The 23,750-nt window shown below is 72.6% G+C and carries 24 protein-coding genes and 1 tRNA gene; 7 read left to right on the plus strand and 18 right to left on the minus strand.

What is annotated here, in order from left to right; translation table 11 throughout:
* Positions 1-7 precede the first annotated feature (7 nt).
* Complete coding sequence (locus C1N91_RS12930; protein ID WP_137768048.1) at positions 8-1,207, plus strand: ATP-binding protein; 1,200 nt, start codon at positions 8-10, stop codon at positions 1,205-1,207.
* 29 nt (positions 1,208-1,236) lie between these two features.
* Here C1N91_RS12930 and C1N91_RS12935 read toward each other — a convergent pair whose 3' ends face one another.
* The 5 genes from C1N91_RS12935 to C1N91_RS12955 all read right to left on the minus strand — a co-directional run bounded on the left by C1N91_RS12935 (position 1,237) and on the right by C1N91_RS12955 (position 4,645).
* Positions 1,237-1,767, minus strand: coding sequence for a GNAT family N-acetyltransferase (locus C1N91_RS12935; RefSeq protein WP_137768049.1), 531 nt, complete (start codon positions 1,765-1,767; stop codon positions 1,237-1,239).
* Between the two features lie 4 nt (positions 1,768-1,771).
* Positions 1,772-1,856, minus strand: a tRNA-Ser gene (locus C1N91_RS12940).
* Between the two features lie 61 nt (positions 1,857-1,917).
* Positions 1,918-2,844: an HAD family hydrolase gene (locus C1N91_RS12945; protein ID WP_137768050.1), complete on the minus strand. Its 927-nt coding sequence runs from the start codon at positions 2,842-2,844 to the stop codon at positions 1,918-1,920.
* Complete coding sequence (gene serS / locus C1N91_RS12950) at positions 2,841-4,109, minus strand: serine--tRNA ligase (protein ID WP_137768051.1); 1,269 nt, start codon at positions 4,107-4,109, stop codon at positions 2,841-2,843. Before serS ends, C1N91_RS12945 begins: the two co-directional genes overlap by 4 nt.
* A gap of 74 nt (positions 4,110-4,183) precedes the next feature.
* Positions 4,184-4,645 carry a MarR family winged helix-turn-helix transcriptional regulator gene (locus tag C1N91_RS12955; protein ID WP_137768052.1) on the minus strand — a complete coding sequence of 154 codons (462 nt, stop codon included), beginning with the start codon at positions 4,643-4,645 and terminating at the stop codon, positions 4,184-4,186.
* 60 nt (positions 4,646-4,705) lie between these two features.
* Here C1N91_RS12955 and C1N91_RS12960 point away from each other — a divergent pair, with 60 nt between their 5' ends.
* Together C1N91_RS12960 and C1N91_RS12965 are read left to right on the plus strand one after the other, a co-directional pair.
* Entirely contained in the window at positions 4,706-5,071 is a 366-nt protein-coding gene (locus C1N91_RS12960) for a VOC family protein (protein WP_137768053.1), read from the plus strand.
* Positions 5,072-5,158: 87 nt separating this feature from the next.
* The gene (locus tag C1N91_RS12965) at positions 5,159-6,241 is read left to right on the plus strand and encodes a diacylglycerol/lipid kinase family protein (protein ID WP_137768054.1); all 1,083 of its coding nucleotides are present in this window, start codon (positions 5,159-5,161) and stop codon (positions 6,239-6,241) included.
* Positions 6,242-6,355: 114 nt separating this feature from the next.
* On the opposite strand, the gene pheA is transcribed toward C1N91_RS12965, so the two are convergent.
* Genes pheA through C1N91_RS12990 form a run of 4 tightly spaced genes read right to left on the minus strand, consistent with a single transcriptional unit; the run spans position 6,356 to position 10,337 of the window.
* Positions 6,356-7,312: a prephenate dehydratase gene (gene pheA, locus C1N91_RS12970; RefSeq protein WP_137768055.1), complete on the minus strand. Its 957-nt coding sequence runs from the start codon at positions 7,310-7,312 to the stop codon at positions 6,356-6,358.
* A 53-nt stretch (positions 7,313-7,365) separates the two neighbouring features.
* A complete protein-coding gene (locus C1N91_RS17255; RefSeq protein ID WP_368074197.1) occupies positions 7,366-8,436 on the minus strand; it encodes a GNAT family N-acetyltransferase in 1,071 nt (356 codons plus the stop codon).
* Between the two features lie 9 nt (positions 8,437-8,445).
* The gene (locus C1N91_RS12985; protein WP_137768056.1) at positions 8,446-8,901 is read right to left on the minus strand and encodes a hypothetical protein; all 456 of its coding nucleotides are present in this window, start codon (positions 8,899-8,901) and stop codon (positions 8,446-8,448) included.
* Entirely contained in the window at positions 8,898-10,337 is a 1,440-nt protein-coding gene (locus C1N91_RS12990; RefSeq protein ID WP_175416023.1) for a molybdopterin-dependent oxidoreductase, read from the minus strand. Before C1N91_RS12990 ends, C1N91_RS12985 begins: the two co-directional genes overlap by 4 nt.
* 54 nt (positions 10,338-10,391) lie before the next feature.
* Between C1N91_RS12990 and C1N91_RS12995 the strand changes: the two genes are divergently transcribed.
* The 3 genes from C1N91_RS12995 to C1N91_RS13005 all read left to right on the plus strand — a co-directional run bounded on the left by C1N91_RS12995 (position 10,392) and on the right by C1N91_RS13005 (position 13,236).
* On the plus strand, positions 10,392-11,825 hold the full coding sequence (locus tag C1N91_RS12995) for a glycosyltransferase family 87 protein (protein WP_137768057.1): 1,434 nt from the start codon (positions 10,392-10,394) through the stop codon (positions 11,823-11,825).
* 73 nt (positions 11,826-11,898) lie between these two features.
* Positions 11,899-12,978 carry a GTP 3',8-cyclase MoaA gene (moaA, locus tag C1N91_RS13000; RefSeq protein WP_394586681.1) on the plus strand — a complete coding sequence of 360 codons (1,080 nt, stop codon included), beginning with the start codon at positions 11,899-11,901 and terminating at the stop codon, positions 12,976-12,978.
* A gap of 12 nt (positions 12,979-12,990) precedes the next feature.
* Positions 12,991-13,236, plus strand: coding sequence for a MoaD/ThiS family protein (locus tag C1N91_RS13005; RefSeq protein ID WP_137768832.1), 246 nt, complete (start codon positions 12,991-12,993; stop codon positions 13,234-13,236).
* 7 nt (positions 13,237-13,243) lie between these two features.
* Here C1N91_RS13005 and C1N91_RS13010 read toward each other — a convergent pair whose 3' ends face one another.
* The 5 genes from C1N91_RS13010 to C1N91_RS13030 are packed head-to-tail and all read right to left on the minus strand — an operon-like array spanning position 13,244 to position 17,447.
* Positions 13,244-14,266 (minus strand): ABC transporter ATP-binding protein, encoded by a 1,023-nt coding sequence (locus C1N91_RS13010; RefSeq protein WP_137768058.1) that lies wholly within the window; start codon positions 14,264-14,266, stop codon positions 13,244-13,246.
* Entirely contained in the window at positions 14,263-15,096 is an 834-nt protein-coding gene (locus C1N91_RS13015) for an ABC transporter permease (RefSeq protein WP_137768059.1), read from the minus strand. The genes C1N91_RS13010 and C1N91_RS13015 overlap by 4 nt, the downstream gene beginning before the upstream one ends.
* Before the next feature lie 11 nt (positions 15,097-15,107).
* The gene (gene modA, locus C1N91_RS13020) at positions 15,108-15,923 is read right to left on the minus strand and encodes a molybdate ABC transporter substrate-binding protein (RefSeq protein ID WP_137768060.1); all 816 of its coding nucleotides are present in this window, start codon (positions 15,921-15,923) and stop codon (positions 15,108-15,110) included.
* Positions 15,924-15,948: 25 nt separating this feature from the next.
* Positions 15,949-17,037: a HesA/MoeB/ThiF family protein gene (locus C1N91_RS13025; RefSeq protein WP_137768061.1), complete on the minus strand. Its 1,089-nt coding sequence runs from the start codon at positions 17,035-17,037 to the stop codon at positions 15,949-15,951.
* Positions 17,034-17,447 carry a TOBE domain-containing protein gene (locus C1N91_RS13030; RefSeq protein WP_058727992.1) on the minus strand — a complete coding sequence of 138 codons (414 nt, stop codon included), beginning with the start codon at positions 17,445-17,447 and terminating at the stop codon, positions 17,034-17,036. The genes C1N91_RS13025 and C1N91_RS13030 overlap by 4 nt, the downstream gene beginning before the upstream one ends.
* 90 nt (positions 17,448-17,537) lie before the next feature.
* Between C1N91_RS13030 and C1N91_RS13035 the strand changes: the two genes are divergently transcribed.
* Positions 17,538-19,196, plus strand: coding sequence for a glycosyltransferase family 39 protein (locus tag C1N91_RS13035; protein WP_137768062.1), 1,659 nt, complete (start codon positions 17,538-17,540; stop codon positions 19,194-19,196).
* A gap of 57 nt (positions 19,197-19,253) precedes the next feature.
* Here C1N91_RS13035 and C1N91_RS13040 read toward each other — a convergent pair whose 3' ends face one another.
* From C1N91_RS13040 to C1N91_RS13055, 4 genes are all read right to left on the minus strand, one after another.
* Entirely contained in the window at positions 19,254-20,186 is a 933-nt protein-coding gene (locus C1N91_RS13040) for a 4-(cytidine 5'-diphospho)-2-C-methyl-D-erythritol kinase (protein ID WP_137768063.1), read from the minus strand.
* 9 nt (positions 20,187-20,195) lie between these two features.
* Entirely contained in the window at positions 20,196-21,500 is a 1,305-nt protein-coding gene (locus C1N91_RS13045; RefSeq protein ID WP_137768064.1) for an O-acetylhomoserine aminocarboxypropyltransferase/cysteine synthase family protein, read from the minus strand.
* Complete coding sequence (locus C1N91_RS13050; protein WP_058727988.1) at positions 21,500-22,546, minus strand: LLM class flavin-dependent oxidoreductase; 1,047 nt, start codon at positions 22,544-22,546, stop codon at positions 21,500-21,502. The genes C1N91_RS13045 and C1N91_RS13050 overlap by 1 nt, the downstream gene beginning before the upstream one ends.
* Before the next feature lie 84 nt (positions 22,547-22,630).
* Complete coding sequence (locus C1N91_RS13055; protein ID WP_137768065.1) at positions 22,631-23,659, minus strand: ATP-grasp domain-containing protein; 1,029 nt, start codon at positions 23,657-23,659, stop codon at positions 22,631-22,633.
* Between the last annotated feature and the right edge of the window lie 91 nt (positions 23,660-23,750).

Below are 23,750 nucleotides of genomic sequence, written 5' to 3' on the forward strand. Positions count from 1 at the left end.
TCCCGTCATGCCGGAGTCGATCGTCGTCAACCCGTTCAAGCCCGGAGCTGGCCGAGTCCCGCCGGTGCTCGCCGGTCGTGACGGACTCCTGAGGAGCATCGAGCGGACGCTCGCCGAGACCCTCGTCACCGGCGAGGGCGGTCGGCCCGTCGTGATCACGGGCCTCCGTGGGGTCGGCAAGACCGTTCTCCTCAACGAGATCGGCCGACGTGCCTCAGGAACGCGGCGGTGGTCCGTCGTCAAGCTCGAAGCGTCACGGAACCGCAGCCTCCAGCAGGGGTTGGTCCGTCAACTGCACGCAGCACTCAGGGGAACCCTCTCCCTCGGTGCGACGGTGGTCGAGCACTTCCGTGCTGCGCTCGGCGCCTTCCGCTCGTTCCAGGTGACGGTGGACCCGACCGGCACGTACAACTTCGGGATCAGTGTCGAGCCTTCGCCTGGTGTCGCCGACAGCGGCGACCTCGAGCGGGACCTCGAAGACCTCCTGCGCGAGGTCGGGATGGCCTTCCGGGCGATCGGCCACGGGCTGGCGATCACGGTCGATGAACTGCAGGAGGCGCCGAAGCACGATCTCAACGCCCTCAACCTCGCGCTGCACGCGCTCGGCCAGGACACGCTCCCCGTCCCGGTGTACTTCGTCGGCACCGGATTGCCGTCGCTCCCAGCAGTCCTCGCGGACGCGACGAGCTACGCGGAACGGCTGTACGACTACCGACGCCTCGACCTGCTCACCGACGAGGAGACGCGCTTCGCGCTCACGGACCCGACCGAACGCGCTGGCGTGTACTGGGACTCGAACGCCCTCGAGCTCGCTGTGCGGTCGATCCAGGGCTACCCGTACTTCGCTCAAGCGTGCGGGAAGCACGTCTGGGATGCGCGCGCCGTCGAGGACTCGATCGATGCTCTCTCCGCGGAGACCGGGGTCCTCGCTGCGCGGGACGAGGTCGACCAGGGTCTGTACCAGTCGAGGTGGGACCGGGCCACACCGAAACAACGCGAGTTGATGCAGGCCATGGCTGTCGACGGCGAAGGGCCCTCGGCGATCCAGGACCTGGTGGTCCGTACGGGCAAGACCCGCACCAGCGACCTCTCCGTCTCGCGGAACGAACTGATCAAGAACGGGCACATCTACGCGCCTGACCGCGGCTACCTCGCATTCACCGTGCCGGGGATGGCTGACTTCATCCACCGGAAGGCCAAGGGCTGACCTGCAGCAGCCCGTTCGATGCGAGCGCGTCAGGCGCCGGGCGCGAGCACCTGGAACATGACGTGGTCGCGCCACTCACCCGCGATGCGGATGTACTCCGGCGCGAAGCCGTACCGCTCGAAGCCGTTCCGCTCGAGCGCCCGCTGCGACGCGGTGTTCTCCGGGAGGGTCTCCGCCTGCACCCGGTGCAGCCCGAGCTCCCGGAAGGCGTGGTCGACCGCGAGCCCGACCGCCCGTGTCGCGTGGCCCTGCCGGGTGCGGTCGGCGCGGATCCAGTACCCGAGCGCCGCGGACTGCAGGGCCCCACGGGTGACGCCGCTCAGGGTGATCCGACCGAGCAACTCGTCGTCATCGCCCACCACCACGAAGGGCACCGAGCCGCCGTTCTGCGCGGCAGCGAGCAGGGCGCCGATGGTCGCTCGCTGCCCAGCCTCGGTGAAGTAGCTGTCCGCCCGCGTCGGCTCGAACGGCCGTAGGTGGTCGGCACTGGCGCGGACGATCGCGGCGAGTTCGGCTGCATCGGACAGCTCGATCAGTCGGAGGCGGGTCCCGGTGCTCATGGTGCGGAGGGTGTGGGATTCGAACCCACGAGACATTGCTGCCCACCTGTTTTCAAGACAGGCTCCATCGGCCGCTCGGACAACCCTCCATGACACGACCACGTGGCGAGACGTGACCGTGTCCCGGGCAGTCTAGCGGCCCGGTGTCGGTCAGCGCGGCAGCGTGTCGAGCGCCGCGGCCAGCCCGTCGTCGGTCACGCCACCGGTCAGCTCGTTCCCCGCGTCCACGACGTCGTCCGGGGCCTGCCCCATCACGACACCGCGGCCGGAGGTCGACGCCCACCGCAGCATGTCGATGTCGTTCCGCCCGTCGCCGGCCGCCATGACCCGGGAGCGCGGGATGTCGAGCCACTCGCGGACGCGCTCCATCGCGGTCGCCTTCGTCACGCCCTCGGGAGCGATGTCGAGCCACGACGTCCACCCGACCGAGTACGACACCTTCTGCAGTCCCATCCGCTCGACGACCTGCAGGAAGTCCTCGGTGTCGTGCCCCGGCGAGATGACCACGACACGCGTCGCCTCGGTGCCGAGCAGCTGCTCGAAGGGCACGTGCTCGCCGTGCACGGTCATGGTGTCGTCGGGGAAGTTCCCGGAGAGCAGGAAGTGCCCTGTCTCGTCCTCGACCCCGAACGCGGCGTTCGCCAGGGCTCCGTGGATGACCTGCAGGACCTCGGTCGGGTCGAAGCGCTCGACGTGGACCCGCCGGTAGGAGCCGTCGTCCTGCCGGGCGAGCGTGAGCGCACCGTTGGCGCACACGACGTACTTCGAGCGGAGCCCGAGGCGTTCGAGCAGCGGGATCGTCATGCCCTCGCTGCGCCCCGTGGAGAGCATGACCTCGTGGCCCGCGGCCTCGGCGTCGCGGACGGCGTCGATCACCGTGTCGGTGATGACACCGTCCTCGCGCATGGTCGTGCCGTCGACGTCGAGCGCGACGAGCCACCGCTTCGTGCGCGCGGGCGCCGCTGCACCGCCGGCAGCAGCGCGACCGGCAGCAGCACCCGCCGCACCGGCGGCAGCACCAGCGACCGAGCCGCCGCCCTGCGCCGACCCGTCGACGAACCGCTCGTGGGTGCTCATCGGGGCTCGATGACCTCGACGCCGCCCAGGTACGGCCGGAGCACCTCGGGCACGACCACCGACCCGTCGGCCTGCTGGTGGGTCTCGAGGATCGCGACGATCCACCGGGTGGTGGCGAGCGTGCCGTTCAGCGTCGCGACCGGCGCGGTCTTGCCGCTGTCCGTGCGGTACCGGACGTCGAGTCGGCGGGCCTGGAACGTCGTGCAGTTCGACGTCGACGTGAGCTCGCGGAAGGTGCCCTGCGTCGGCACCCACGCCTCGATGTCGTACTTCCGCGCAGCACTCGTGCCGAGGTCACCGCCGGCGACGTCGATCACGCGGTAGTGCAGCCCGAGGTCCTGCATCATCGACTCCTGCATGGCGACCAGGCGCTGGTGCTCCGCCTCGGCCTGCTCCGGGAGCACGTAGGAGAACATCTCGAGCTTGTTGAACTGGTGCACGCGGAGGATGCCGCGGTTGTCCTTGCCCGCCGACCCGGCCTCGCGCCGGTAGCAGGTCGACCAGCCGGCGTAGCGGATCGGGTCGCCGGACTCCACGAAGGACAGGATCTCGTCGGCGTGGAACCCGGCGAGGGCGACCTCGCTCGTGCCGGTCAGGTACAGGTCGTCGGCCTCGAGCCGGTAGACCTCTGCCGCGTGCTCGCCGAGGAACCCGGTGCCCGCCATCGTCTCCGGTCGCACGAGCGTCGGCGTGATGAGCGGCTCGAACCCGTGCTCCACGGCACGGTCGAGCCCGAGGTTCATGAGCGCGATCTCGAGCCGGGCACCGAGGCCGCGGAGGAAGTAGAAGCGCGACCCGGACACCTTGACGCCGCGCGGGATGTCGATGATGCCGAGGTGCTCGCCGAGGTCGGCGTGGTCCTTCGGCTCGAAGTCGAACGACGGCTTCGTGCCGACGGTGCGGAGGGTGACGAAGTCGTCCTCGCCGCCCTTCGGCACGTCCGGCAGCACGACGTTCGGGATCGCTCGGACGACGCGGTCGAAGGTCTCCTCGGCCGCGGTGACCTCGGCCTGGGCCTCCTTCACCTTCGCAGCGAGGGCCTGGGCCTGCTGCACGAGCGCGGCCTTCTCGTCCTTCGGCGCCTTCGCGACGGTCTTGCCGAACGCGTTCTGCTCGGCGCGGAGCGCCTCGAACGACGTGATCGCAGCGCGCCGGGCGGTGTCCGCGGACACCGCGTCGTCGACGACGGACACGGAGGCGCCGCGCGCCTCCTGCGAGGCCTTGATGAGGTCAGGGTTGTCGCGCAGGAGCTGCAGATCGATCACCGGATCATCCTAGAGGGAGCGTGTGACCGCCGGACGGGAGGCCCGTGGCGACCCCGCCACGGGCCTCCCGTCCGTCACCCGGTCGCGTCCGTCGGACGCTCGTCGCGCAGGGCGGCGACCATCCCGCGGAGCAGGCGGAAGACCGCTGCGCGGCCCTCGTCGTCGAGACCCCTGGTCATCCGGAGCTCGACCTGCCGGACCGCGGCACTCGCGGTCTCGCGCTGTCGGCGTCCGGCCTCGGTGAGCGTGGTGGGGAGCACCTTGCCCGACGTGGGGGCGGACGGCCGGGTGACGATGCCGTCGCGTTCGAGCTGCTGCAGGAGCGTGTTCATCGACTGCCGCGTGACGAAGGTGCCGCGCGCGAGCTCGGAGTTGGACATGCCGGGGCGCTGGGCGAGCAACTCGAGGCACGAGTAGTGCGTGACGGTCATGCCGAGCGGGCGGAGCGCGTCCTCCATGGCGGCGCGGAGGGCACTGGCGGCCTCCTTGAGGACGTAGCCGACCGAGCTGTCGAGGTCGATGCGGGCTTGACGCATGTCAGGATTCTGACACATACTGCACGTGTCAGGCATCTGACACAGACGAAGGAGCACACCATGCCCGCCACCGGGATCGACTTCACCTCGCTGCAGGTCCGTGACCTCGACGCCTCGCAGGCGTTCTACGAGCGGTACCTCGGACTCGTCCGCTCGCCCGCCGGGCCGCCGCACGCGGTGGTGTTCCGGACCGAGCCGATCGCGTTCGCGCTGCGCGACCTCTTGCCCGGGACCGACCTGTCCAGCGGGCAGCCCGCGCTCGGCGTCGCGCTGTGGTTCCACGCGACGGATGTGCAGGCGGTCCACGACGCGCTCGTCGCCGACGGGCACACCATCGTCACCCCACCGTTCGACGGGCCGTTCGGACGGACGTTCACCTTCGCGGACCCGGACGGGTACGCGATCACGCTGCACGACCGGCGGTGACCCGGGTGGGCGCCGGCCGGACCGGACGGGCAGGCGCCCGCCGTCGGGGCCGGTCGCTCGCAGGTGTCCGTCGGTAACGTCGGCGGCATGTCGACACCATCGGAGACCGCGCCCGCGGGCCAGGACGCCCTCCCGACCGAGCAGAAGACGGCCGCGGTCGTCTACAACCCGGTCAAGGTGCACCTGGAGACGCTCAAGAGCACCGTCGCGAAGCACGAGCAGGAGGCCGGCTGGGCCGAGACCCTGTGGTTCGAGACCTCGGAGGAGGACCCGGGCGGCGGCATGGCGAAGGCCGCGCTCGAGGCCGGGGCCGACGTCGTCGCCGCGGCCGGTGGGGACGGCACCGTCCGCGCCGTCGCCGAGGTCGTGCACGGGTCCCCCGCCGCCCTCGCCCTGCTGCCGAGCGGCACCGGCAACCTGCTCGCCCGGAACATCCCGTCGCCCATCGACGACCTGACGGCGAGCGTCCGGACGATCTTCCGGGGCGAGGACCGCCCGATCGACTTCGGCCAGCTCGAGGTCGAGCGCGAGGGCGGCGAGCGCGAGCAGTTCGGCTTCGTCGTCATGGCCGGGCTCGGGCTCGACGCCCGCATGCTCGCCAACACGAACGACGACCTGAAGAAGAAGGTCGGCTGGCTCGCCTACGTCGACTCGCTGTTCCGCTCGGTCCGCGATGCCGACGCCTTCGAGTTCCGCTACCGGCTCGACGGCGAGAGCAACCAGTCGGTGCGCGCGCACTCACTCATCGTCGGCAACTGCGGCATGCTGCAGGCCGGCGCGACGCTCCTGCCGGACGCCGAGATCGACGACGGCGTGTTCGACATCGTCGTCATGCGCCCTCGCGGCTTCTTCGGGTGGGTCCGCATCGGCGCGCGGGTGTTCTGGGAGAACGCGATCCTGCGCTCGTTCCGCCGCTCGAAGATCGGGCAGACCCAGGTCGGGAAGCGCATCGCCACCGCCGCTCGCGAGGAACGCCCCCTGCGGTACATCCGTGGCGAGGAGTTCGTGGCGCGGCTCGAGCGTCCGGACGAGTTCGAGATCGACGGCGACCCGGTCGGCGAGGTCGTCGCGTTCAAGGCGAGGATCGACGCCGGCGGACTCCGGGTGCGCGTCGCCGGCCCGCACGACCAGACCCGCAACACCCGCCGGGTCGAGGACGCCCACAGCTGACCGGGGCCCCACCCCCGCCCCGCAAGACGCAACGTCGGCGACACTGCGCAGCGCCGTACCGCTGCGAGGAGTCGCCGACGTTGCGTTTCGCGATCCTGCGTCCGACGCGCGGCGTCAGTCGGCGTCGGGCTCGCCGGAGACGATCGCGCGGAGCCAGTCCCGTGCCTCGACGAACGCCTCGTCCGAGTAGCGCGCGGAGACCTCCGGGCGGAAGCCGTCCGCCCGCGGGTACGAGCCGAGGAACGTCACGCGCGGGCTGAACCGCCGCAGGCCCAGCAGGGCGTCGGCCACACGCTCGTCGTGCACGTGGCCGTCGAGGTCGATCACGAACCGGTACCGGCCGAGCTCGTCGCCGATCGGCCGCGAGGACAGCAACCCCATGTTGATGCCCCGGGTCGCGAACTGCTCGAGCATGTCGACCAGGGCGCCGGGGTGCTCGCTCGGCAGCTCGACGATGACGCTCGTCTTGTCCGCCCCGGTGCGCTCCGGGATCGCGAGCGTGCGCGAGACGAGCACGAACCGGGTGACCGCCGAGGCGTTGTCGCCGATCGACGACGCGAGCACGGCCAGGTCGTGGTGGTCCGTGATGCCGGGCGGCGCGACCGCGGCGTCGGCGACGGGGTGCTCGTCGAGCAGCGCGGTCGCGGCGGCGACGTTCGACGACGCCGGGATGTGCCCGTGCCCGCGGACGTTCGCCTCGAGCCACCCGCGCGTCTGGGCGTACGCCACCGGGTGCGCGTTCACCGTGCGCACGTCCGACAGGGCGGTGCCGTGCCGGGCGACGAGCACGAAGTCGACGGGCACGAGGTACTCCCCCACGATCCGCACGCCGGGGATCCGCGCCAGGGCGTCCTGCGTGGCGCTGACCCCGCCGTCGACGCTGTTCTCGATCGCGATCACCGCGCCGACCGATCGGCCGGTGACGACGTCGTCGAGTGCCTCGCCGACGTTGTTCACGCTCCGCCAGGGCTTGCCGGCCGCGGCCTCGACGAGCTTCAGCGCCGCCTCGGTGAAGGTGCCGGCGGGTCCGAGGTAGGAGTACGTGTCGGACGGCGTGGCACGGTCGGTCATGCGCCAGATCCTACTGGTGTACCAGTGGCCCGGAGCGTTGCCGGAGCCGGGCGTCAGAAGCGCACGAGCATCGTGTCCGAGTCGCCGTTCCGCCCGACCGTCCGGAACCCGGCCCGCTCGTACGTGATCCGCGCCCCGGTGTTCCCGTCCTCGACGCTCAGGCTGACGCCCCGCCACCCCGCGGCCCGTCCGGCGTCGAGCAGCCGGGCGAGCAGCGCCGTGCCGATCCCCCGGCCCCTCCCGCGCTCCTCGACGGCCATCGTGAGCTCCGGGACGTCCTCGGCCACGAACCCGTACCCGGGGTCGTCCTCCGGCAGGAACCGTACCCACGCCACACCGACCGGGCCGTCGCCGTCCACCGCGACGACGCCGTGGTCGTGGGACGGGTCGAAGCCGACGACGTAGTGCGCGAACTCCGGGCGATCGAGGTCGGCGTCGACGAAGGACGCGGTCTGCCAGTTCATCGCCGCGAGCGTCGCGCGCCGCAGCAGTGCCCCGTCGTCGGCGGTCGCGTCCCGGAACAGCACGCCAGCGGGCGCCGCCGGAGCACCGCCGGCGCGGCCACCACCGGACCGTGCACCACCGGACTGTGCCCCACCGGTGAGGCGCTCCTCGCACAGCACCTCGTCCTCGTCCCGCGGGTAGGTCAGCGCCGCGAAGCGCCCCTCGGGGTCGAGCCGACCGAGCAGCGCCCGCGTGATGCCGTCGAGCTGGCGGACCTGCTCGTCGCTCAGCGCGTCCATGACGAACCGCCGGGCGGTCCGGACGTGGTCGGGCGCTGCCGCGACGATCGCCGCGAACCCCTCGTCGGTGAGCCGCACGTCGGTCGCGCGCCGGTCGTCGACGGAGGGGCACCGGGTCACCAGCCCGCGCTTCTCGAGCCGCGACACCACGTGCGACAGCCGCGGCAGCGACGCGTTCGTCGCCGCGGCGAGCGCCGACATCCGGAGCGTGCGCGACTCGGTCTCGGACAGCATCGCGACCACCATGTAGTCGAAGTGCGTCAGGTCCGCGTCCCGCTGCAGCTGCTGGTCGAGCGCGGCCGGCAGGAGCTCCATGACGGCGACGAGCTTCATCCACGCGCGGAGCTGGTCGCGCGTGAGCCAGGGCGTCTCGTCCGTCATGCCGCCATGCTAGCCATTGGTTGTCGATGCAACCAGTGGCGCCGGAGTCCGGCGCGCTCGCAGCACCCCGACCACGAGGGCGACGACCACCACGGCGAGCAGGACCCCCTCGACGACGAGCAGTCGCGTCGTGTAGTCGAACGGCAGCACGGTCGGGTTCTTCTGCCCGTGGTGCTTCGCCGCGATCTCCGGCAGGACCACCAGGGCGAGCACGCTCCCGAGCACGACGGCGGTCTGCACGACGACGAGCACCCCGGCACCGAGCCGCCGTCCGGTCCGGCGGAGCAGGAGCCCGGCGCCCACCACGAACGGCGACAGGACCGCGTCGTGCAGCACGACCGCACCGAGCAACCAGGTCGCCAGGCCCCAGATGCGGTTCGGCCGGACGGTCGTGACGAGCACGTACGCACCGAACGCCATCACCAGCACGCCCACGACGACGAGCACGATCCTCGCGGCCCTCATCGGATCACCTCGATCTTCCCGATCCACTTCGTCTGCAGCACACCGGGTCGTCCCGGCGCGATGACCCGGGCGGGGAACCCGTGGTCCAGGTCGAGCGTCTTCCCGTTCACCTCGAGCGCCAGGAGCGTGGTCGGGTCGGACGCGTACTCCGGGCCCATCTCGGTCACCCGGTAGCCGCCGCTCTTCTCGAGGCTCGTGATCCGCAGCCCGGACGCCGGCTCCGCCTGCACCGAGGCGAGCAGGTCGCGCATCCGCACACCGCGCCACGACGCCATCTGGCTCCACCCCTCGACGCACGAGATCGGCAGGTCGGCCGTGGCGGTGCCGAGGGCGACGAGCTCCGCGCGCGAGAACGTCCGCGTGACGTCCGGTCCGACCACCGTGAGCGTCCAGTCCGCCGCGGTCGCGGTCGCCAGCACCCCGGCTGCGCGTGCGGTCCGGTTGACGGGCAGGTCGTCCGGGCCGATGTACCGCTGCCGGGCGCCGAAGACGTTGAGGGGCTCGAGCAGCCGGTTGGACTGCCCGGCGGTGAGGGCGACGACCCCGACGGTCGCCGCGGTGACGCCCGCCACGAACCCACGGCGTGCGATCCGCTGGCGGGACCCGCTGAGCGCGTCGTCGTCGTGCTCTGGCCGGGAGGCGCGACCCGCCCCCGCCCCGTCGCCTGCGCCCGCTGCTGGCGCACCGTTCTTCGCGCCCAGCGACACCTCACGGCCCGCGCGCTCCGTGAGGTGTCGCTCAGCCCGTGAAGTCGTCGACACGCTCGGCGCAGCCGGCGCGGCCGGGCCGTCCACCCACCGGAGCAGGCGGCCGGTCAGTCCGCGGGGGTACGAGCCGGCCGTCTGCTCGTCCGCAGGGCGCGAGCCCACGGCGGGGCGGGCCTCCCGACCGTCCGGCAGCAGCTCGCTGCCCACCGTCGGGTCCGCGACGAACCGGCCGTCCGCATCGTAGGCGTCCCGCGCCCGCCAGTAGCGCGCGATGACCGGGAGCTTCGACGCGATGTGCACGATCAGCGATCCGATGATCACGTACGCCATCGCGTTGTGCACCTGGCGGAACGGGAACGGCCACGGGTACCACTGGTACGTGTTGAGCAGGCCGGTGCCGACCTGCACGATCGACGCCGACACGAGCACGGCGATCGACAGGCGCTCGAGCAGGTGCACGACGCCGCGGACCGGAGGCACCTGCGCCAGGGCCGGCATGACGACGTTCAGCTTGGCCAGGAGCAGCGGGATGATCGCGATGCCCGCCGTGATGTGCAGGCCCTGCGTGAACTGGTAGAGCTGCGTCGGACGGGTCGGGAAGCGCATCCACGGCAGCGGGTCCTGCAGCAGGTGACTGTAGACGCCGGTGCCGAAGCAGACCACGAACGCGACACCGAGCAGGCGCCCCCACACCACCGCCGAGCGGGCGTTCCGGTTCGGCGAGGCCATCACTGCCCGTGCGTCCAGCAGGACCCGTCGGACGATCGGTAGCCTCGGGGAACCATGAGCAGACGACCGCGCGCCGCCTCCGTCCCGACGTCCGCGATCGTCTCGACGGTCCTGTCCGTCGTGGGCGTGCTGGCGCTGGCGGGTGTCATCGCCTTCGGCATCACGCATCTGGGGTTCCTCCGTGCCGGTCATCGTGCACCATTCGTCGCCTGGACGCTCATCGCTTGGACGGTCTTCGCCGGGGCGGCCCTCGCGCTGCGCTTCGTGCCCCGCGAGTGGATGACCCGGATCGTCCTCGGCGGTGCGGTCGTGGTCGGGGTCGCGGCGCTCGTCGGTCCGCCGAACACCAGTACCGACTCTGCCCGGTACGCCTGGGACGGCATCGTGCAGCACGCCGGGATCTCCCCGTACGCCTACACGCCGCAGTCCAACGCGCTGGCCGACCTGCGCCCCGACTGGCTCTTCCCGGACAAGATCGACGGTACGTGCAGGCCCCTCGAACCGCGGATGCGCGGACTGGGCGACGGTGCGGACGGCCACTGCGTCGCGATCAACCGGCCGGACGTCGTGACGATCTACCCGCCGATGGCGCAGCTGTGGTTCGCCGGGGTGCGCGCCTTCGTGCCCGCGACCGCGCAGTACATGCCGTTCCAGGTCGCCGGCCTGCTCGTCTCGCTCGGTGTCACGATCGGCCTGGTGATGGTGCTCCGCCGGATCGGTCGACCGACCTGGTGGGCGGCGCTGTGGGCGTGGTCGCCGCTCGTCGCGTCCGAGGCGGTGACGAACTCGCACGTCGACGTCGTCGGCGCCGCACTGGCCACCGCGGGCGTCGTGCTCGTCGCCTTCGGCCGTCCGGTCTGGGGCGGGATCGCCCTCGGCGCAGCGACGGCCACGAAGCTCATCCCGGCGATCGTCTACCCACCGCTGCTCAGCCGGTGGCGCCACTGGTGGGCGGTGCCGGTCGGCATCGCGGTGTTCGCGCTGCTGTACGTGCCCTACGTGATCAGCACCGGCGTGAAGGTCCTCGGCTACCTGCCGGGGTACCTGTCGGAGGAGGGCTACGAGGACGGCTCCCGCTTCGCCCTCGTGTCCTTCGTCGTCCCCGGCGACGCCGCGACGGTCGTCGTCGGGCTCGTGGTGCTCCTGGCCGCCGTGGTCTCGTGGCGTCTCGCCGACCCGGCACGGCCCTGGTCGGCCGAGGTGTTCATGATCGGTGTGACCTTCCTCGCCGTGACCCCGCGCTACCCCTGGTACGCGCTGCTCCTCATCCCGTTCGTGGTGCTCTCCGGCCGGTGGGAGTGGATGGCCCTCAACCTCGCCATCGCCCTGCGCGGGGTGTGGCCGTCGGCGCCGGCGTTCCGGTGGTGGCTCCTCGCCGCGGTGCTCGTGATCCTGGTCGTGACGCTCGTCCGGACCCGGCGCGAGGACTGGGTGCGCTGGGGCCGTCGACTCGACCCGCGCAGACGAGCCCGCGTCAGCGCGGGGTAGTCGCGCAGCCGTCCCGTCGGCGCACGGGAGCCGCGCAGCGGTCTCGTCGGCGGGGCGCGGTAGCATCGGCCGGGTGACGGCGCGGATCCTGCCCTCGACCGGCCTGCTGCGCCGGGTGCGCAGCGAGTCGCCGGCCCTCCCCCCTCGACCGGACGACGACCCCGGCCTGGTCGACCGGTTCGCCCGGCGCGCCGTCGACCTGCGGGTCTCGCTCACCGAGCGGTGCAACCTCCGCTGCACGTACTGCATGCCGGCGGAGGGCCTGCCGGTGATCCCGTCCGACGCCCTGATGACGGCGGCGGAGATCGACCGCCTGGTCGGCCTGGCCGCCGGCACGCTCGGTGTCCGCAAGGTCCGGTTCACCGGTGGTGAGCCGCTCCTGCGCGCCGACCTCGTCGACATCGTCCGCCGGTGCTCCGCCCACGACGTCGAGCTGTCGATCACCACGAACGCGATCGGCCTGGCGAACCGTGCACAGGCGCTGGCGGACGCCGGACTGCGCCGCGTGAACGTCTCGCTCGACACCGTCGACCCGGACGTCTTCGCCGAGGTCACGCGGCGCCCGTTCCTCGACCGCGTGCTCGAGGGCATCGCCGCCGCGGCGGACGCCGGCCTCGGGGTCAAGGTCAACGCCGTGCTGCTCCGCGGGGTGAACGACCACCTGGCGGTCGACCTGCTCGCCTGGTGCCTCGAGCGCGGCCACGAGCTGCGGTTCATCGAGCAGATGCCCCTCGACCCCGGGCACGCCTGGGACGGCGCGACGATGGTCACGGCCGAGGAGACCCGTGCCCTGCTCGGCGAGCACTACCGACTCGAACCCGACGCGGCCCCCCGCGACGGCGCGCCAGCCGAGCGCTACCGGGTGTCCACCCTCGACGGCGAGCCGCTCGGCACCGTCGGCGTGATCGCGAGCATCACCGAATCGTTCTGCGCCGACTGCACCCGCACCCGCCTGACCGCCGAGGGGCACGTGCGCTCCTGCCTGTTCTCGGACGACGAGGTCGACCTGCTCGGCCCCCTGCGCGCCGGCGCCGACGACGACGTCCTGCTCGACACCTGGCGGCGGGCGATGTGGGCGAAGCCGCGCGACCACGGTGACGACGCCGACGGGATCGTGCACCCGTCCCGCGGCATGAGTGCGATCGGAGGCTGACCGGTGACGACGATGCGGTTCTTCGCCGCGGCCCGCGCGGCCGTCGGACAGGACGAGACGACGGTCGATGCCACGATGCTCGACACGCCGACGCTCGACGCGGCCCTGCGGAGCGTCACGGCCGCGGACCCGGACCGCTGGACGGCGCTGCAGGAGCGGTGCTCGTACCTGGTCGACGGGATCACGACACGTGACCGGTCGACGACGCTCGACGGTGTCGCGACCGTCGACGTGATGCCGCCGTTCGCCGGCGGCTAGGGCACCCTCACGCGGGCGCGTAGACGCTGACCTCGTCGGGCTCGACGGTCAACCGGACGTCGGTGCCCGGAGCGAGGTCGAGTGCCGCGGCGGTCGCCACGGTGACGTCCGCCACCAGGTCGCCGACGCGCAGCCGCACGAGGCCGTCCCGCGGCTCCACCGCGGTCACCGTCCGTTCGAGGCCGGGCCCGTCCCGCCGCACGCGCACGGCGGTCGGGTGCAGCGCCGCCACCGCGGGTCGGCCGGGAGGCACGGCGTGCGTCGCCGACACGAGCTCGCCCCCGCCGTCGGGTGCGATCCCGGTCGGGGTGGCCGTCCCCGTCACGAGCACCAGACCCGAGAAGGACGCCGAGAACGGCGACCGCGGCTGCCGGAGGACGACGTCCGTCGGGCCCTCCTCGACGACGCGGCCGTCCCGCAGCACCACGATGCGGTCGGCGAGCGCGACGGCCTCGAGCGGGTCGTGCGTGACGAGGAGCGTCGGGCGGCCGCCGCGTGCGGTGCGCAGGGCCTCGCGGACCTCGGTACGGGCGTCGACGTCGAGCGCCGTGGTCGGCTCGTCGAGCAGCAGCAGGGCCGGGTCGGTCGCGAGCGCGCGGGCGATCGCGACCCGCTGGGCCTGTCCGCCGGACAGCGTGGTCGGTGACCGGTCGGCGAGACCGGACGACCCGACGGCGGCGAGGGCCGTGGCGGCGCGGAGCCGTGCCTCCCGGCCGCTCGCGCCCGTGGCCCGTGGACCGAAGGCGACGTTGCCGATCACCGAGCGGTGGGCGAAGAGGTCCGGGCGCTGCGCGACCAGGCCGACCCGGCGGCGGTGTGTCGGTACGGCCGTCAGGTCGCGGTCGGCGAGCACGACGCTGCCGTCACGGGTGCGGAGGAGACCCGCGAGGGCCTCGACCACCGTCGACTTGCCGGCACCGTTCGGCCCCACCAGCGCGACGCACTCGTCCGGGCCGATCGTCAGGCGCACGTCGACGTCCCGCTCCGGGACGACGACGTGCGCGCGGAGCCCCGCTCCCCCGAGCGTCACGTCGTCACCGGCCGGCTGCGCAGGGTGGTGGTCCCGATCACGACGAGGGCGACGACGACGAGGACGAGCGCGAGGGCGACGGCGGTGTCCGGGTCGACCTCGCGCTGCAGGTAGACCTCGAGCGGGAGGGTCCGCGTGACCCCCTGCAGACTGCCGGCGAAGGTGAGCGTGGCACCGAACTCGCCGAGCGCCCGCGCACCGCAGAGCACCAGGCCGGAGGTGATGCCCGGGAGCACACGGGGCGTCGTCACGGTGAGGAACGTGCGCGTCGGCCCGGCGCCGAGCGTCGCGGCGATCCGCTCGGCCCGACCGCCGCCGGTGCGGAGCGACCCCTCGATCGACGATACGAGGAACGGCATCGATACGAAGACCTGCGCCATCACGACCGCCGTCGTGGTGAACGCGATCCGCAGCCCGTGCTCGTCGAGGAACGCGCCGAGCACGCCGAGCCGTCCGAAGGCCGCGAGCAGGGCGAGGCCGCCGACGACCGGCGGGAGCACGAGTGGCAGCAGGACCAGTGCCCGCAGGACCCCCACCCACCGCGATGTCGAGCGGGCGAAGAGCACGGCGAGCGGGTAGCCGAGGACGAACGAGACGCCGGTCGCGGCGGCCGCGGTGCCGAGACTCAGTCCGAGTGCGGTCGTCGACGCGGGCGACGTGACCAGGGCGACGAAGGACGACCAGTCGACCCGACCGACCATCGCTGCGACGGGTACGACGACGAACAGACCGCCGAGGACCGCCGGGACCGGCAGCCACCACGGCACGGGGGTGCGTCGGTGACCCTCCGGCGTCCGGTTCGGCGGCGTCCGGTTCTCGGGCTGGTGCATCGTGGTCGCCGTCAGGGAGCGCCGAAGCCGGCGGCGCTCAGGACCGCACGACCGGCGTCCGACCGGACGTACGCGGCGAAGGACGCGGCGAGCACCGGGTTCGCGGACTCCGTGAGCACGCCGATCGGGTACGTGTTGACGGCCTCCGACGACTGGGCGAACGGGACGCCCTCGACCTTGCCCCCGGACCCCTCGACGTCCGTGACGTAGACGAGCCCGGCGTCGGCCTGGCCCGACTCGACCTTGCCCAGGACGTCGGTGACCGACTGCTCCTCGCTCACCGGGCGCAGCTCGATGCCGGCGGCCCGCTCGACCTTCGCCGTCGCCGCGCCGCAGGGCACGGGGGCGGCGCAGGTGACGACCTGCAGGTCGGACGCGGTGAGGTCGCGGAGGTCGGCGACGTGCTCGGGGTTCCCGGGCGCGACCGCGATCTCGAGGGTGTTCGTGGCGAAGTCGCGGGGCCAGCCCGTCGCCAGGTCGGTCGTCGCGAGCTTCGCCATGTTGGCCTCGTCGGCGGAGGCGAACACGTCGGCCGGGGCGCCGTTGCGGATCTGCGAGACGAGGTCGCTCGAGCCCGCGAACGAGAACGTGATCGTTGTGCCCGGGTGCTGCTGCTCGTACTGCTTCCCGAGCTCGGTGAAGGTGCGCTGGAGCGAGGCAGCTGCGAACACCGTGATCGACCCGGACGGGCCCGCGCTGCCGGTGGCCTCCGCGCTCGCGGTGGTGCCCGTCGCACCGCTCGTGTCCGGCTGGGTCGTGCACGCAGCCAGGGTCAGCCCGGCGAGGACGATCGCGAGCGCGGAACTGGTACGCAGGAGCGGATTCACGGGTCGATCCTAGCCGCACGTGCGGTCAGGACGTGATGCGCAGCCCCTCCTGGCGCCAGGCGGTGATCCCGCCGTCGAGGACGGTCACGGGCGGTGCACCGGACGGGCGGTCCGCCACGGCTCGCCGCGCCCACGCCGTTGCACGCTTCCCGGACGCGCAGACGACCACGAGCTCCCCGTCCCGAGCGGATGCGCCGAGGTCGTCCGGGGTCAGCGAGCCCGGGACGACACCGGTCGCGCGCTCCTCGTCCGTGCGGACGTCGACCAGCACGATGTCGGCATCGTCGGCCATCCGTCGTGCGAGTTCGGCAGGGGCGATCCGCGGTGGCTCCGCGAGCGTCGGCGCCGCGGGACGGGTGGATCCGGGACCGCGACGCAACCGGCTCTCGGTCCAGCGCCAGCGCCGGGCGTCGACGGTGAGCACCCGGCCGAGCAGCGGTTCGCCGAGCCCGGCGACGAGCGCGGTGACCTGCGCCGCCATCACCGCCCCGACCGCGCCGCACAGTGCGGGCAGCACTCCGTCGGCCGCGCAGGAGCCCTCGTCCGGCAGGGCCTCGGGGTGCAGGTCGTGGAAGTCGACCGGTTCCTCGGCGGCGTCGTGGAAGACGGAGACCTGACCGTCGTAGCCGAGGGCGGTCCCCCAGACGAACGGCACGCCGGCCGCGGCGCACGCGTCCGACACGGCGCGGGTGACCTCGACGCTGTCCGCCGCGTCGACCACGACGTCGTGGTCGACGACGTGCTCGGGTCGGAACCGCTCGGCCAGTGCGACGACCTCGACGACGGCGTCGACGCCCCGGACCCGCTCGGCGGCGCAGTCGGCCTTCGGACGCCCGACGTCGGCCGCGGCGAACAGGGTCTGCCGCGCCAGGTTCGACGTGTCCACGGTGTCGTGGTCGACGATCGTGATGCGACCGAGCCCGGAGCCGGCCAGGTAGGTCAGCACGGGCGCCCCGAGGCCCCCGGCACCGACGACGAGCACCCGGGCACCGGCGAGCGCGTCGAGCGCGGGCTGTCCGGCGCCGTCGAGGGCTGCGGTGCGCGACGTGGTGCTCCGTCGAGCGGCGAGGGCCGCGGGGTCGGTGGCGGGGACGCTGGACTCGGTCGTGGTCACCGTGCGCGCTCCGGCTGGTCCGGCACCTCGACGGTGACCATCGTGGCCTTGACCGAGGCGACCGCGACGGAGCCGACCTCGAGCCCGAGGTCGCGGACGGCCTCGGCGGTCATCAGGGACACCACCCGGTTCGGTCCGGCCTGCAGTTCGACCTGGGCGACGACGCCCTCGACGACCAGGTCGGTGACGATGCCGACGAAGCGGTTCCGCGCCGAGCTGCGCACACCGGAGGGGTCGTCGAGACCGGCGTCACGACCACGGACGTGGGCGGCGAGGTCGCGTCCCTCGACCACGGTGCGGCCGGCGGCGTCCTCTGATCGGGGCAGCGTGCCGGCGTCGACGAGGCGTCGGACGGTGTCGTCGCTGACGCCGAGGTACCGTGCAGCGTCACGGATGCGGAGTGTCGTCATGGTGTCCGTGACCCTACGGCATGGCGAACTCTCACGGAGGGGACACCGGTACCGGGCACCTGCCCAGCCGGTGCCGCTACCGTCGCGTGCGTGACTGCACCCCAGACCGGCACCATCACCGTCCCCGCCTCCGCCGGGGTCGCGCCGGTCCGTACCCGTCTGCGGTCCGCCTCGGCGGCCCTCCGCATCGCCGCGGTCCGCACGCCGGAACTCACGGTCGGCGCGCTGGGCGTCCTCAGCGGGGTGCTGTTCTCGTGGGTCCCGTCGCTCTGGTACGACGAGGCCGCGACGGTCACCAGCGCCACGCGCAGCTGGCCGCAGCTGTGGGCCGAGCTCCACAACGTGGACGCGGTGCACGGCATCTACTACGCGCTCATCCACGCCTGGTTCTGGCTCGTGGGGTACACGCCGTTCACCCTGCGCTTCCCGAGCGCGCTCGCGATCGGCGTCACCGCCGGGCTCGTCGTCGCGCTGGGCCGCCGGCTGGGCGGTCGACGACTCGGCATCGTCGCCGGCCTGGCGTTCCTCGCGCTGCCGCGCGTGCAGTGGGCCGCGGGCGAGGGTCGCCCCTACGCCACGGTCACGACGCTCGCGGTCGGTCTGACCCTCGTCGGCATCACGGCCGTCCGCCGGACCCGTTCCGGAGCGTCGACGTCGTCCAGCGTCCGTTGGTGGGTCGCCTACGGCGTGCTCGCCCTGCTGGCGGTCTGCTTCAACGTCTACCTCGCCCTCGCCGTCGTCTCGCACGCCGTCGCCCTGGGCTGGACCTGGCTGGCGGAGCGCCGGTCGCACACGTGGACCCGACGAGCGGGAACCGGTGACCCCCTGGTGAGCCGGGTCGTCCTCGTGCGGTGGGTGGTCGCCGCAGCGGCGGCCGCACTGCTCGCTTCGCCGCTGGTGCTCGAGGTCGTGGACCAGTCCAAGCAGGTCGCGTGGATCTCCGGCATCACCGCCCGCACCCCCGACCAGGTGTTCGCCACCGCGTGGTTCGGCGGTATCAGCGCCTACGCCGCGGTCGCGTGGACGCTCCTGGTCCTCGGCACCGTGTCAGCCCTGGTCGCCGCGCACCGCCGCGTGCCCACCGTCCGGATCCTCCTGCGCGCCCAGGTGGTCCGGATCGCCCTGCCGTTGGCGCTCCTGCCGACCGGTGCGCTCCTCACCGCGACGGCGCTCGGCAAGCACCTGTACTCCCCCAAGTACGCGTCGCTGAGCATGCCCTTCGTCGCACTCCTCATCGCCCTCGCCATCACGGCGCTGCGGCGGCGGGCACTCATCGCGGCGCTGCTCGCGGTCTTCCTGGTGATCAGCGTGCCGAGCGCGATCGATGTCAAGACGCCCCGTGCGAAGCAGGACTCGACGTGGGCGAACGCCGCATCGATCATCGCCGCCGAGCGGGGCGCGAACACGGGTGCCAACGAGGGGGTCGTCTTCGGCAGCGTCTACGGCCACCCCGGGGCCACCGCGGAGATCATCCGCGTCTCCTACCCCTGGGCGTTCACCGGGATGACGGACCTGGGCATCCGGAAGAACGGCGCCGAGTCGGGCGTGCTCTGGAACCAGAACGGCGACCTGGCGTCGACGATCCCGGCGCGCCTCGGCGACATCGACACCGTGTGGTTCGTCGGTGGCACCCCGAAGGCCCGGGACATCCAGCCGGAGACGACCGAGGTCCTCGCCGAGCACGGCTTCCACGTCGAGCAGAAGTGGCGCACCGGACGGGTCGTCATCACCGAGTTCGTCCGCGACTGAGTCCCGGCTGTACGGTCGACCTGATCGTCGGTGCCCTTATCGCCGGTGCCCTGATCGTCAGTGCACGACGCGAGCGCCGTGCACCGGGCCGGTCGCCCGGACCGCCACGAGCCCGGCGGCACTGATCTCCACCTGCACCTCGAGCGCGGCATCGCGGTCGGCCACCAGGAACGCCACCGTCGGCCCGCTCCCCGAGACGATGCCCGCGAGCGCACCGGCCTTCTCGCCGACCTCGATCGTCGTCGCCAGCCCCGGCTGCAACCGCATCGCGGGCGCCTGCAGGTCGTTGTGCAGGCAGTCCGCCAGCAGGTCCGCGTCCCCGGCCCGGAGCGCCTGGAGCACGTTGGCCTCGACCACGGGCGTGGTGGGTGCCGGGCGGATGTCGGCGCGGTAGCGCTCGCGGTGCTCGTCGAGTGCGCGGTAGACCGCAGGGGTCGAGAGACCGTCGTCGCTGAGCGCGAGGACCCAGTGGAACTCGCCCTTGGCCAACGCCGGGCTGAGCTCGTCGCCGCGCCCCGTCCCCACGGCGGTGCCCCCGGCGAACGCGAACGGCACGTCGGCGCCGAGGCGGGCCGCCAGGCGCAGCAGCTCGTCCCGCCCGAGCGCGGTGCCCCACAGGGTGTCGCAGGCGAGCAGCGTGGCCGCGGCGTCCGCTGATCCCCCGCCCATCCCCCCGGCGACGGGGACCTGCTTCTCGACGGTGAGCCGTACGCCGCCGCGGTACCCGGCGGCCTCGGCCACGAGTCGGGCGGCGCGGATGGCCAGGTTCGAGTCGTCGGTCGGGACCGAACTCGTGTCGATCGGCCCCGTGAACCGGACCGAGAAGTCGTCGGCGGGTTCCGCGGTGACGTCCTCGTACAGCGACACCGCCTGGTAGGCCGTCGCCACGTCGTGGTAGCCGTCGTCCTGCAGCGCACCGACGGACAGGAACACGTTGATCTTGCCTGGGGCGCGCACCCGCACGCGGGTCGGTGCGGCCAGCGAGGTCATGCCCCCAACCTATCCCGCTGCGGCCGCCGCGAACCCCCGCGTCAGGTCGGCCAGGATGTCGTCCACGTGCTCGAGACCGATCGACAGGCGGATGAGACCCTCGCCGACGCCGGCGGCAGCGCGCTGCTCCGGGGTCATCTGCACGTGGGTCGTCGACGCCGGGTGGACGACGAGCGACCGCACGTCACCGAGGTTCGACACGTGGTCGAAGAGCTCGAGCGCGGCGACGAACCGTCGACCCGCTTCGACCCCACCGGCCAGGTCGAACGCGAGGACGGCCGACGGACCCTTCGGCACGTAGCGCTGCTGTAGGTGGTGCCAGGGCGACGTCGGCAGGCCCGCGTAGTGCACGTGCTCGACCTGCGCGTGCGCGTCGAGCCACGATGCCACCGCAGCCGCGTTCGCCACGTGCCGGTCCATCCGCAGCGACAGGGTCTGGATGCCCTGCAACACGAGGAAGGCGTTGAACGGCGCGATCGCCGGGCCGAGGTCGGCGGACAGCTTCGACCGGGTGCGCTGGATGAACGCGCGGCGGCCGAACTTCTCGGCGAAGGCCGTGCCGGCGAACCCGGACTGCTCGACCGTCGTGAGCTGCGGGTACTTCTCCGCCTGCGCCGACCAGTCGAAGTTCCCGCTGTCGACGATGATCCCGGCGATCGCACTGCCGTGGCCGGCGAGGTACTTCGTCGCCGAGTGCACGACGATGTCGGCGCCGTGCTCGATCGGCCGCACCAGGTACGGCGTCGCGATGGTGTTGTCGACGATGAGCGGCACACCGGCCTCGTGTGCGACGCCGGCCACCCCGGCGAAGTCGAGCACGTCACCGCGCGGGTTCGGGATGCTCTCGCCGTAGAACGCCCGCGTCTCCGGGCGCACGGCGGCGCGCCACTCGTCGAGGTCGGTCGGGTCCTGCACGAACGTGAACGAGATCCCGAGGTCGCTCAGGGTCGAGTGGAAGAGCGTGTAGGTCGCCCCGTAGAGCGACGCCGACGAGACGACGTGGGCACCGGCGCGTGCGACGCCGAGCACCGCCAGCGTGGTCGCCGCCTGCCCGGAGGCCAGCGCCAGCGCACCGACACCGCCCTCGAGGTCCGCGACGCGTCGCTCGAGTGCCGCCGCCGACGGGTTGTTCACCCGCGTGTAGGTGTGGCCGGGCGCGTCGAGCATGAACCGGGCCGCGGCGTCCTCACCCGAGGGGTAGACGTAGGCAGCGCTCTGCGCGATCGGGGGCACGTTCGCCCCGAAGCCCGGATCGGCCTTGAAGCCGGCCCGGATCTGCCGCGTCTCGAAGGCCCAGTCGTCCTCGACCGCCATCAGGCGACCGGCTCGGCGGGGACGGCCGCGCGCACGAGCGGGATGACCTGCTCGCCGAAGCGCTCCATCTCCTCGGCCTGCGGCGAGAACTGCAGCAGCAGGGTGTCGACGCCGGCGTCCTCGAACTCGCGGATGCGGTCGGCGACCTGCTGCGGCGTCCCGACGAAGCCGGGGCGCAGACCACGGTTCGACACCGAGTAGTCCTCGAGCGACGGGACGTGCTCGAGCTGCGACTTCGAGATGAAGTCCTGGTACGACTCGTAGGCCTTGCCGTGGCGGACGTCGGTGATGCGCGCCAGCTCGGCCTGTGCCTCCTCCTCGGTCTCGCGGACGATCACGTACGCGGCCATGCCGAACGCCTCGAACGGGGCCGCACCCGCGTCCTCGCGGCGGCGCTTCATCTCGGCGATCTTCGTGCGGAGCTCGTCAACCGTGCCGCCGTGCGTCAGGTAGGCGTCGGCGAAGCGCGTGATCGAGCTCTTCCCCGCCTCGCTCTCGCCGCCGGCGTAGATGCGCGGCGTCACCCGGGGCTTCGGCTCGAGGTGCGTGTTCTGCACGTCGTAGTACTCCCCCGTGAACGAGAACGGCGTCTCGGACCACAGACCCTTCAGGATCGCGACGAACTCCTCGGTGCGGGCGTACCGGTCGTCGTGCTCCGAGAAGATGCCGCCGTACTGCCGGGCCTCCTCGGCCCACCAGGCGCTCACCACGTTGAACGTGAACCGACCGCACGAGATCTCGTCGATGGTCGCGGCCTGCTTCGCCGTGACGGCCGGCAGGTGGTAGCCGGGACGCATCGCCGCCATGATCTCGAGCCGCTCGGTGGTCGCCGCCAGGGCCGCCGCCAGCGCCCACGCCTCGAGGCTCGGCGCCGCCGTCCCCTTGATGTCGTTGAGGTTGAGCTCCGGCACGAGCGTCAGGTCGAAGCCGATCCGCTCGGCTCGCTGGGCGAGCCGCTTGACGTAGTCGAAGGTGACGGGCATGTCCTCGTCCTCGACGTTGCGCAGCCAGCCGCCGAAGAGCGGGGTCCAGTATCCGAATCGCACGTGTGGTTCCTCAGGTGGGTCGTGACGGTCTGGAGGCGCGGGGCGGGCCCGCCACGAGCCTCCAGGCCGTTGGGTGGTGTCGTCTCAGGCCGTGGTCGCCGACGCGGCGTACGCCTGCTCGAGGAGCGCGCCGGTGAAGCGCGCGATCGCGCGCGGCCCGGAGACCGGCGCGGCCGCCTCGACGGCGGGGTTGTAGTTCGTGTTGGTGTTGACGTCGTAGACGACGGTGCGGCCGTCCGTGGTCTCCATGAACTCGACGCCGGCGACCTGGATGCGCTGGTCGGCGAGGAACCTGCGGAGCTGCTGCACGAGCGGGTGCTCGGCGGTGACCTCGTCGCGGATGCTGAAGGCGGCCGGTGCGCCGGGAGCCGCAGTGCTGGTCGTCTCAGAGCCGGGCACGTCGCACACGGCTCCGGCGATGACCTGCGGGACCTCGCACGCGTCGGCCGGGCAGAGTTCGAAGCTGCCGGCGCTCGTGTCGACCCGGACGGCGTAGACGAACTCGCCACCGACGAACTCGGCGCGGGTGATGAACGGCTCGCGGGCGGTCAGGAGCTCCTGGAGCAGCGTGATGCCGTCGACGGGAGCCTCGAACTCGGGGCTGTCGACGTACGCGTCGAACTCGGCGAGGGTGTCGAACCGGCGGACGCCGAGGCCCTTGCCGCCCTGGTTGTGCTTCGTGATGAAGGGGACGTCCTCGCCGCCGGTGAACGTGCGGGCGGCCTCGCGCAGGGCGGACGACCCGAACACGGCCGTGGTGCGGGGCACGTCGAAGCCGGCGTCGCGGAGCAGCCCGTGCTGGGCGACCTTCGACACCTCGAGCTCGAGGACGTGGCTGCCGTTCACGACCGTCGCGCCGGAGCGCTCGAGCCAGCCGAGCAGCGCGCGGGCGTACTCCTTGCTGTGCTCGTTGCCGCGGGTGTGGCTCGACGCGGACATCCGCGACCAGTAGACGCCGGGAGCGGGGTCGGCGGACAGGTCGATGCTGCCGAGGGCGCCGCCGTCGGTGAGCAGGAGTTCCTCGACCGGGACCCCCTCGGCCGCGAAGGCCTCGGCGAAGGGCGGGAACCACTCGGGGTTCTCGTGGATGACGTACACGCGCGGAGTTGTCACCCGGCCACCCTAGGCACGGTGTCCCTGGGGGTGCCAGGTGTGTGACGCGGGGTTGCGCCGCGCGTCCCGTGGCACAGGTCTCGCCCTCGCT

It is taken from the genome of Curtobacterium sp. SGAir0471 (assembly GCF_005490985.1).
Taxonomy (GTDB): Bacteria; Actinomycetota; Actinomycetes; order Actinomycetales; family Microbacteriaceae; genus Curtobacterium.

Excerpts from the sequence above, each read along its gene's own strand:
- C1N91_RS12995 (WP_137768057.1), top strand. The coding sequence starts at position 10,392 with ATGAGCAGACGACCGCGCGCCGCCTCCGTCCCGACGTCCGCGATCGTC.
- C1N91_RS12945 (WP_137768050.1), bottom strand. The coding sequence starts at position 2,844 with ATGAGCACCCACGAGCGGTTCGTCGACGGGTCGGCGCAGGGCGGCGGC.
- C1N91_RS17255 (WP_368074197.1), bottom strand. The coding sequence starts at position 8,436 with ATGACGGACGAGACGCCCTGGCTCACGCGCGACCAGCTCCGCGCGTGG.
- C1N91_RS12965 (WP_137768054.1), top strand. The coding sequence starts at position 5,159 with ATGTCGACACCATCGGAGACCGCGCCCGCGGGCCAGGACGCCCTCCCG.
- C1N91_RS13015 (WP_137768059.1), bottom strand. The coding sequence starts at position 15,096 with ATGCACCAGCCCGAGAACCGGACGCCGCCGAACCGGACGCCGGAGGGT.
- C1N91_RS13005 (WP_137768832.1), top strand. The coding sequence starts at position 12,991 with ATGCGGTTCTTCGCCGCGGCCCGCGCGGCCGTCGGACAGGACGAGACG.
- C1N91_RS12960 (WP_137768053.1), top strand. The coding sequence starts at position 4,706 with ATGCCCGCCACCGGGATCGACTTCACCTCGCTGCAGGTCCGTGACCTC.
- C1N91_RS12985 (WP_137768056.1), bottom strand. The coding sequence starts at position 8,901 with ATGAGGGCCGCGAGGATCGTGCTCGTCGTCGTGGGCGTGCTGGTGATG.
- C1N91_RS13030 (WP_058727992.1), bottom strand. The coding sequence starts at position 17,447 with ATGACGACACTCCGCATCCGTGACGCTGCACGGTACCTCGGCGTCAGC.
- C1N91_RS13040 (WP_137768063.1), bottom strand. The coding sequence starts at position 20,186 with ATGACCTCGCTGGCCGCACCGACCCGCGTGCGGGTGCGCGCCCCAGGC.
- C1N91_RS12935 (WP_137768049.1), bottom strand. The coding sequence starts at position 1,767 with ATGAGCACCGGGACCCGCCTCCGACTGATCGAGCTGTCCGATGCAGCC.
- C1N91_RS12930 (WP_137768048.1), top strand. The coding sequence starts at position 8 with ATGCCGGAGTCGATCGTCGTCAACCCGTTCAAGCCCGGAGCTGGCCGA.
- C1N91_RS12955 (WP_137768052.1), bottom strand. The coding sequence starts at position 4,645 with ATGCGTCAAGCCCGCATCGACCTCGACAGCTCGGTCGGCTACGTCCTC.
- C1N91_RS12990 (WP_175416023.1), bottom strand. The coding sequence starts at position 10,337 with ATGGCCTCGCCGAACCGGAACGCCCGCTCGGCGGTGGTGTGGGGGCGC.
- C1N91_RS13045 (WP_137768064.1), bottom strand. The coding sequence starts at position 21,500 with ATGGCGGTCGAGGACGACTGGGCCTTCGAGACGCGGCAGATCCGGGCC.
- pheA (WP_137768055.1), bottom strand. The coding sequence starts at position 7,312 with ATGACCGACCGTGCCACGCCGTCCGACACGTACTCCTACCTCGGACCC.